Annotated in this window: 6 protein-coding genes; 1 reads left to right on the top strand and 5 read right to left on the bottom strand. The window is 62.0% G+C overall.

The features are described 5' to 3' along the window. Together BLR03_RS24540 and BLR03_RS19615 are read right to left on the bottom strand one after the other, a co-directional pair. On the bottom strand, nucleotides 1–1,302 hold a 1,302-nt coding region (locus BLR03_RS24540), incomplete at its 3' end, for a polysaccharide lyase family protein (protein WP_175460627.1). Nucleotides 1,303–1,746: 444 nt separating this feature from the next. Then, complete coding sequence (locus BLR03_RS19615) at nucleotides 1,747–2,568, bottom strand: hypothetical protein (protein ID WP_091255833.1); 822 nt, start codon at nucleotides 2,566–2,568, stop codon at nucleotides 1,747–1,749. 329 nt (nucleotides 2,569–2,897) lie between these two features. Here BLR03_RS19615 and BLR03_RS19610 point away from each other — a divergent pair, with 329 nt between their 5' ends. Beyond that, on the top strand, nucleotides 2,898–3,272 hold the full coding sequence (locus BLR03_RS19610) for a hypothetical protein (RefSeq protein ID WP_091255831.1): 375 nt from the start codon (nucleotides 2,898–2,900) through the stop codon (nucleotides 3,270–3,272). 115 nt (nucleotides 3,273–3,387) lie between these two features. On the opposite strand, the gene BLR03_RS24535 is transcribed toward BLR03_RS19610, so the two are convergent. The 3 genes from BLR03_RS24535 to BLR03_RS19595 all read right to left on the bottom strand — a co-directional run bounded on the left by BLR03_RS24535 (nucleotide 3,388) and on the right by BLR03_RS19595 (nucleotide 8,187). Beyond that, on the bottom strand, nucleotides 3,388–4,881 hold the full coding sequence (locus tag BLR03_RS24535; protein ID WP_175460626.1) for a GDSL-type esterase/lipase family protein: 1,494 nt from the start codon (nucleotides 4,879–4,881) through the stop codon (nucleotides 3,388–3,390). A gap of 66 nt (nucleotides 4,882–4,947) precedes the next feature. Further along, a complete protein-coding gene (locus BLR03_RS19600; RefSeq protein WP_091255830.1) occupies nucleotides 4,948–7,668 on the bottom strand; it encodes a hypothetical protein in 2,721 nt (906 codons plus the stop codon). A 165-nt stretch (nucleotides 7,669–7,833) separates the two neighbouring features. Next, nucleotides 7,834–8,187 carry a hypothetical protein gene (locus BLR03_RS19595; RefSeq protein ID WP_091255828.1) on the bottom strand — a complete coding sequence of 118 codons (354 nt, stop codon included), beginning with the start codon at nucleotides 8,185–8,187 and terminating at the stop codon, nucleotides 7,834–7,836. Nucleotides 8,188–8,207 lie beyond the last annotated feature (20 nt).

The raw sequence follows: 8,207 nt of genomic DNA, 5'->3' as shown, positions 1-8,207 counted from the left end.
CAGGGACTTCGCCTGGGTCACCGTCAGGTTGAACACCACCGCCGCGACCGAGGCGGGGATTCCGTTGGCCCCCGCGACCTGGAAGGAGACCGCGGAATTCGCGCCGACTGCCGAGGAGTTCCTGGTGTCCAGGAGCCGGGCCGGCGAGAGGCTCTTGAAGGAACCCGCCGTCGCCGGCGTTCCGGTGACGTAATAGCCCGTCACGTCAGCGATCAGCTGGGAGGACCCGGAGGAACTGTTGAACAGGGTGACCTTGCCGTCGGCCCCCACCGGGACGGTGACCAGGTTCGGCACCGTCTGGCCGGCGGAGAAGTTCAGGTTGGACGCGTTGGGACGGGCGGCGCCGGAGGCGTAGGCCGTGATGAACCCGAGGGACCGCGGCTGGGTCACCGTCAGGTTGAACACCACCGCCGAAACCGAGGCAGGGATCCCGTTGACCCCCGCGACCTGGAACGACACCGCGGAATTCGCACCCACCGGTGTGCTGTTCCGGGTATCAAGGGCCCGGGTCGGGGGCACCGGGGTGTAAGTCCCGGGAAGCTGCGGGGCGGCCGCCCCCGCTGTGCCTGCCTTGATGACCACATCATCGATGTAGCTGTCGCCGGACTGCTGCAGGTGCTCGGCGCCCAGCTGTATCCGGGTGACCGCACTAAAGCCCGTGGCGACAGTCTTGCTCGAGTAGAGCGGCAGGTCATCGAACCACACCTGCACGGTGGAGGACCCCCCGTTGGCCACCACGTGCATGACCAGGTGGTGCCACGTACCCAGCTGCACAGCAGGCGACAGCGTCTGGTAGGAAAACACCCCGGCCTGGGTAGGGGACGTCACCCGCAGCACCAGGTCGCCGTTGTCGTTGCTGCGGAACACATCCAGCATTCTGGTGCTGCCATTGAAGAACCTGAAATAGGGGACATCGTTGCCCGCCAGCCCGGCCCGGGTGATGTTGAACCAGCCGTCCGTGTAGACCTCGTCGCTGCCGGACGGCAGCGGGGCCGAGAAATTGGCCAGGGACGTCGCATCGGTGGTCACGTGCAGGTACGCCGAACAAAGTCCGGAGTGGTGCTGGGCGGAGGAGACGACAGCCGTGCCGGTCCCGCCAGTGACGGGCGTTCCGAACCCTTCGGCGGTGATGCTGCCGGACTCGAAGTTGGCGGCCACCACGGTCTTTCCCGGGTACTGGTTGGTGGGCCCCGGCGTCCCGGGCTGGCAGGTAACCGCGGAAGCTGGACTCGCGCCAACGACCAGTCCCAGAACCAAGACATTCAGCGCGGCCATTACGCCGGCCCGCAACAGTGTGTTCATTCGTCTACCCACCCAGCCGAGATATTCATGTCGGGTGAAAGACCCGATTCTTCGTCTGCAGTTGCCGGCGGCCCGGGATGCGGCCTGACCGCCGCCCCGATGGCGCTGTTCCTGCGATGCTGAGTGCAGGTTACCGAGCCTCACCTTTGGGAAAACTTGCCTGAATACGGACTGGACACGGGCTGGACACGGAGCTGATCCGGGAAACAGAAAACCCCGCCATTCCTTTGTCAGGAATGGCGGGGTTCTTTCTGTTGGTCGGGCTGACAGGATTTGAACCTGCGACCCCTTGACCCCCAGTAACGAGGCCACCATGTCCCCTATGATCCCGTGGGGGTTCATGGTGGTTTCGTGCCTTATATACCGGGGGGTTCACTTTCCGCCTGAAACCCCCGTCTGCCACCCCCGTCCGGCAGTGTGCACACACAAGCGTGCACACATCCGCTACTCGGGCTTGTCGTTCGGTTTCAGGGAGCGCCGCAGCTTGGCTGCAACCGTCGTGTGGCCGTTCGCCTGCAAAAACTTGGCGGCATACTCAACTAGGTCCCGCAACTCCTGCACTTCCCCATGCGAGGCCAGCACCTCGGCCTGGAACGTATTGGCCTCCGCGCCCACCCACTCGCGCCGTATCTCGAATGACCGACGAAGCGCCTCATCCCAGTCCTCGGACTGCTCCCCTCTGGGGGGAGAGCCGCGTTGGCGCCATTCCAGTTGCTTCTCTTCGAGGTCCCGTTCCTCTCGCACGACGACGCGCAGCACAGCCTCTGGATGCTTCCCTGCAAGGGCCCGGGCCACCCGCTCTGCCGTCTGGAAGGGGACCATGAAGTTACCGTCCTCCTCGAAAGCGGTCGGCGCCGACGTGAGCTCGATCTCTGGGATTCCGCACAACCTGGAAAGGGTGCTGACGTCCTTGATCGCGTATTCATACGTACCGCCGGCACCGGCACTGCTGCCAAGCACATCCAACGGTGTCAGCGCATCCAGGACGACGGCAGCTGCATGTTCTACGTCTTCTCCGACCATCGAGACACGTCTGAGCTCAGCCCACCTGAGCTCCCGTGCAGTGAACGCCTCGGCATCCGCCCAAAGGCATTTGAGACGCCCGGTCGGCACCCAAGTTTCCAGGCCGTCCGCGTCCGCGTCCTCGAAACGAATTTGCGCGTGAGCGTTGCTCTTGTTGGTGTTGCGGCGGTGACGTAAGAAGCGGACGGGTTCCAACGGGTGCTTCCCAGTCTCACGGTAGGCCCATATCTCGTTTGGCTCCATAAATTAGAGCCTACGAGCCAACCGTCATGCCAGCCACCACATTGCACGGCCACCGGACACCGCACTTCAGGCAGTCCGACACTCCAGCCCGGGACTCTGGCTGATGAATCTTCCACCAGTCCTCGTGCAGTGCGGCTCTTGACCGGTGTTGGCCGGTATTACGAATCTTCCAACCGCGGATCACCTCCCGGACTTCATATTCAATCTGCCCGTAGTCCATGGTTTGGAGTTGCTCGAGTGACGACATGAGGCCGACGCTACCGTAACCGGCGCCGTCGTGTCCGAGCCACGCTCTTTTGATTGTCGGTCGGCTCCCTTAGGATCAGGCAATGAAAACAATATTGGGGGTCGCCGGCGCTGCGGTGCTGGCTATTGCACTCGTGGCATGCGGTGGCGCATCCAAGAACGCCACCGCTTGCAAACTGTACGAGGACGGTTACAATCAGCTCGCCGATTCCGTCCGATTGAACCTCGGAGCGGACATCGTGAAGTCTGATCGCAACATGCTTCCGTCTCGTATTAAGGATGCTCTGGATAAGGCAGAGGGCGACGTAGCAGTAGCTATCCGTGAGTCCAAAGAACTTGCCCCTGGCCTCGCGTCCGGAGACAGCGACGCCGGTACCGCTTTCTTTATGACCACGGACACTGTGGCGGAAAAGTGCAAGGCTGATGGCGCGCCCATCGAGCTACACCCAACCCATTAGACCGCACCACGCGAAACCCGCTGAACGCAAAAAAGCCCCGCCATCCTTCGCCGGATGGCGGGGCTTCTCATGTTGGGGAACTTAACCGGTCGAACCTAGACCCACTGCATAAGGGTCATACCTTATAGATTTGTGCCCTGCCTACTCGTATGGTCCCGGTGCCGCCCGCGAAGAATACGTCTATCTGAAGACGGGTGGTGCCTGTGGGTATGACGATTGGTTTGGTGCGGAACGTGCCGCCTGCAACACCGGGTTGATGGAGTGCTGCTGTCAGGGCGGCGAGGTCGGCGGAGGATATGATCCCGTCCCCGCCGAATGCGGATGTTCCGTTGCAGGTGCATTGAACGCTGAGTTGGCGCCCCTGCCATGACGCGGCATCGGTCTGAAATTCGACAACAGCGTATACGTTGTCACCTATATTCCAGTCCGTTCCTACGTTGGCATTTTGAATGCTGTATTTGAATCCTGCTGTTGCTGTGGCTGCACTAACGGCGAACTGCTGCCACTCCCCAGGCCAAAGATCGGTGCGTGCAACCTTGGACAGTACTACCGTTGTTCCTGTGTCTACATAGGTGACACTATTTGCGGCCCCTTGACCTGATCCACCGCCGGGATTGCTTCCTGAGAAGCTTCCTGTAGTGCCTGCCTGCAATACTCTTCCGATGGACATAACCCCCGTTGCCATGGCTGACGGGAGACAGTCTGAGACGGGTATAAAGGTTGACATGGTATCTGCCAGAACCTTTGCCAGACGTGATGCCCCGATACTGTTGGGGTGGGTCAGGTCTCGGGAATAGGTTTGCAGTCCGTTACCGTCCGTAGGGTCAATCATCGATCCAGACCAGTTGCAAAGATAGACACCCTTAGCCGAGCGTGCCCAATCAACAATTAGTTTATTCGCTGCGGCCAGTGCTGCACGCTGAGCTACCGTTGATTCGACGTTGCCGCCCACCATGCGCGGCAGAATAGTTGTAGCAACTACCTTGATACCGGCATTAGTGAGGTCAGTGACAGCCTCCCGGTAGTCCGCAAATGTGGAAGCTGCCGACTGATTACCTGCAACAATACTGTTGGTGCCAAAGTGGCAAATAGCCCACTCGGGGTTAGCGGCAATGAGTGCAGCGACATGGCCATTATCAATGATCTGGCGAATGGTCAGACCGGAATCACCAAACGAGTCCCAAGATGGGCCGGGAATAAGGGTAAGCCGCTGCCCCATGAGGGCATTTGCTCTTGGCCAGATACCCATTGCTACTGTCATGTTCTGTAGTGTTGCCCCTGAACCCTGGGACAGTGATCCTTGTTTGAGGATTGAGTCACCAAGCAGGGCAACGGTCCCCACATGCGGTCGACCGTAAGTGAGCGCGGCGGTAGCACTATCGAGCTTTGGCGCGGCTGCTGCCGTGGCCGCGCCGAGAGGGTCATAGGTGGCATTGAGTGCCGCGTTGGTGGGGTTGGCGCCACTGTAGGGGAGGTTCGCCCAAGGCGTGACGCCGTCACCGATCTTGGACGCCTCAGTGTCGGTCTCGTAGCCATGCTCCCCCGCCGCGAGGACAGGGTTACCTGATATGAAGCCGGCGGAGGTGTCTTCGCGGCGGAGATTGGGCATTGGATAGCTCCTTAGATGGGGTGGAGTGGTCTGCTTTTGGGTGATGCTTGCGGCGATTACGGGCGCCTAGCGCCCTCGCCGCCTGTACTGCGAACTGTTGTCGGCGGCGCTGATCGCCTGGGAGGTGCGGGAGTCAACCTGTGCGAGCAGGTATTCGCCCGTGAACGGGTTCTGCACGTAGATCGGCGGGAGCTGCGCGGCCTGTTGGTGTCCTTGGTCGGGCCATTTGCCGGTGCGGTTCGCCTCCAGGAGGTTGGCTGTACCGAGCGACTGCGCGGACGCCCTTTTGATGACAATCTCGCCCGGGGTGAGCATCGCCGGAACCGTGTCCGTACCACGAGGCACGAACGGGGACCCGCCCTCAGACAAGTACGCCGGAGACGACGCCGAGAACCCCGCATGAATCAGGCCACCCGTCGCCGCACCACCAGCGAGCGAACCGTTAGCACGACCGCCAGTCGATGAGCCTGTACCTGCCGGGTCCTTCGTGGACGTCTCAATCCGGTTCGTGATGATGTCGATGTACGACGTGAACCGCTTCCCCGCGACCGTGTCAAGGTATGCCTTGAACGCGGCCAGGTCCGTTTCAGCCTGGGCCTTGTCGACCTCCAGCTTCGTAGGGACAGGCTTGAAGTCGTTCACGGCGTAGAGCTTGTCGAGGTACGCCTGCACCGCTGGGGTGAGTTGCCCGTGCGCCCGAAGCTGGTCCTCCAACGCGGTCTTGTACCCGGCATATGCTGCGGTGCCTTGTTCGGTGGAGCCGGTCGACTTCGCCGTCGCCTCAGCCGATGCCTGATCCGCCGCGACCTTGTTCTGCAAGGCCTGCTGGTTCGCGATAGCGGCGTCCGTGGTCCCGTTGATCGCGGTCCCGTTCTGCTGGAATGACTTCGTTGCCGAGTTCGCCGCCGAAGCCGCCCTAGTCTGGGCCTGCTCCAGCGACAACGACTTTCCGTTCAGCGCGTCGAAGGCCTGCTTCAACAAACCCGCCGCATCACCTTCCAACGCCATTTGCAAGGTGGCTGCTGCTGCTGACTGGGCATGACCCTCCTGCGCGGTTTTCGCGGCCTGTAGCGCGGCTACTGTCGTCCCGTACGCCTGAGCTTGGGCCTGTGCGGCGAGGGTGTTGGCGTCGGTCCCGCCCTTAGTCGCCGCGAGTGTGGCGTCGTATTCCTTGTTCTTCTGGATGCCGTCGTTGATCGCGCCGTTGGTGCCCGAGATTGTGTCAGTTAGGATTTTTGCCGTGTCGGCCTGATCGCGCTGAGCCTGCGAAGCGTACTGGTGCGCGTCCTTCGCCCGCGTCACCGCTGAGGATGCGGCGTCCGTAACCGTCTTGACACGCGCCAGCGCGTCACCGTTACCAGTCGCCGCTGCGGTCACGTCCTCAATGGACACGCCCAGCTTGCGGGCTGCGTCAATCGCGCCGGAGTCCACCAACGCTTTAGCGGCCTGCGCCCGGACATTCTCGCCGATGGAATTTGTGTCATCCCGGAGCGCCTGCGTGTAGTTCTGGACGGATGCGGTGCCGTGGTCGGTCCCCTGCGCGGCGGTAATAGCCATGAGTCCCAGGCCTGAAAGGGCGGCAAGCAGGACGCCGACAACCGGCACGGCAAGGTTGGCTTTCATGCCGAAGATCGCCGCCTCGGTTCCGGCCATGTCCATAGCAACCCGGGCGATGTTGAGTGCCGGGGCAAGGCTCGTCACCGTCGTGACAAGACCGGCTAGGACCGGAAGCGGGAGGTTGTTCAGCCCGTCGCTGATAGCAGACAGGGCGGTGATGACGACCGGCCCGAGGGGGGCGAACGCGGCGAGGATATGCCCGGCTGTGACAACCAGGTTCTCGATGAGGTGCATCACGCTGGGCAGGTTCGAGGAAGCGTACGCCAGGAACCCGGTGAACCCGTTCGTGCCGTTGAAGCTGAACAGCCACGTCACGAACCGCCCGAGCTCCACACCGCCCTGCTGGATCAGCGGGTTCATCTGCTGCAACCCATCCAACACACCACGTAGGGCGGTGGAGCCCATCTGCCCCAACAGCCCGGACCCTTCCCGGACGAGCTGGTTCAGGAACGGCATCCGAGAGTTGATGTCCGTGACGGCGGTGGAGAATCCGGCGAGCATCCCGTTGGCACTGTTCGCGGCGAGCTGGTCGAGGTTGCCTTTGAGGACCCCGATCCCGGTCGCGTAGGTGTTGCCGACAGTGTCGCCGACAACCATCGCATCCTTGATGCCCTTGATAGCCAGGACGCCAGAGATGCCCATGACGCCGAACGCCGCACCCAGCCCGACTGTCGACGCCGCAATAGGTGCTGTTGCGGCGAGCAGTGCCGGGGCCATGGAGATGAGGACAGCAACACCGGAGATGTTCTGCTTCTGTGCCTGCGCGCCCCGGTTCACCGCGGCGGCGTTCTTATCCGTCTCCGCCGTGTGGGTGCGGGTAACCTCGACCGCTTTGCCCGTTTCGATGGTCTCGGCACGCCTAGACTCGCCGAGCATCTTCTCGACCGTGGCGAGCCGCAGCGCGCCGCTCGTGGAGTTGACCTGCTCCTGGTTGAGACCCTTCTCGGTCGCGGTGAGGCGGACGTTTTGCGCCTCCAGCGCCTTCTCCAGTGCGACTACTTCGTCGAGTTTCGCCAGTGCGGGTCCGACGTTCGCGTCAACTCGGACAGTCGGTGACAGGTCCCCTAGCTCTTTAGCCTCGGCCTTCGCCTCAGCCGCACCGCGTCTGAACGCGTCGAGATCGATGCCGAGTTTCGCATCGATACTTCCGGTAGTTGTGGGGCCAGTCATGGAAACTCCTAAAAATGAAGGAAGCCAAGGACGACGCGCCCGTGTGGGCGTTTCGCGCTCGGCTCCCTCCTGGAGAGTCCGTTAGGTCTACTGGCTTTTCAGCGGGGGCTCCTGGCCCCCTGCTGGGTCTTCGACGTAGCTTCGGCTATGCGGTTGTGGTGGGTACTACTCGATGGCGCTGCGGATCTCGGTTTCGAGGATTTCCAAGACTTTTGGAGCCTCTTGGATGATCGTTGAGGTGAGGTAGAGGGACTGCCCGGTTTCGTGCCTCAACTGCTCCCCGCTGTGGGAGATGCCGAACTCTTGGTACCTGGAGTAAGGCCCGGGGAAGTACACGGCCGCGCCGTTTGGTGCCGGAATGGTTTCCGCTGACGTGCGGAGATTGCCGGTTTCGAGCAGGGCCCGGCTCACGGCAATCTCTCTGACGTGTTCCATGGCTTTGAAGGATGCGCCGGGGATTGCTTCCTCTACACGTGCGGTGATGTCATCAATGAGTGCATCGAAGCCTTCGCTACCCATGAGGCCGGCGCTGACCGTTG

Source organism: Arthrobacter sp. ok909, from assembly GCF_900104405.1.
GTDB classification, from domain to species: Bacteria; Actinomycetota; Actinomycetes; order Actinomycetales; family Micrococcaceae; genus Arthrobacter; species Arthrobacter humicola.
The sequence above is the reverse complement of the archived record's forward strand: the minus strand, read 5'-3'. Positions and strand labels throughout refer to the sequence as shown.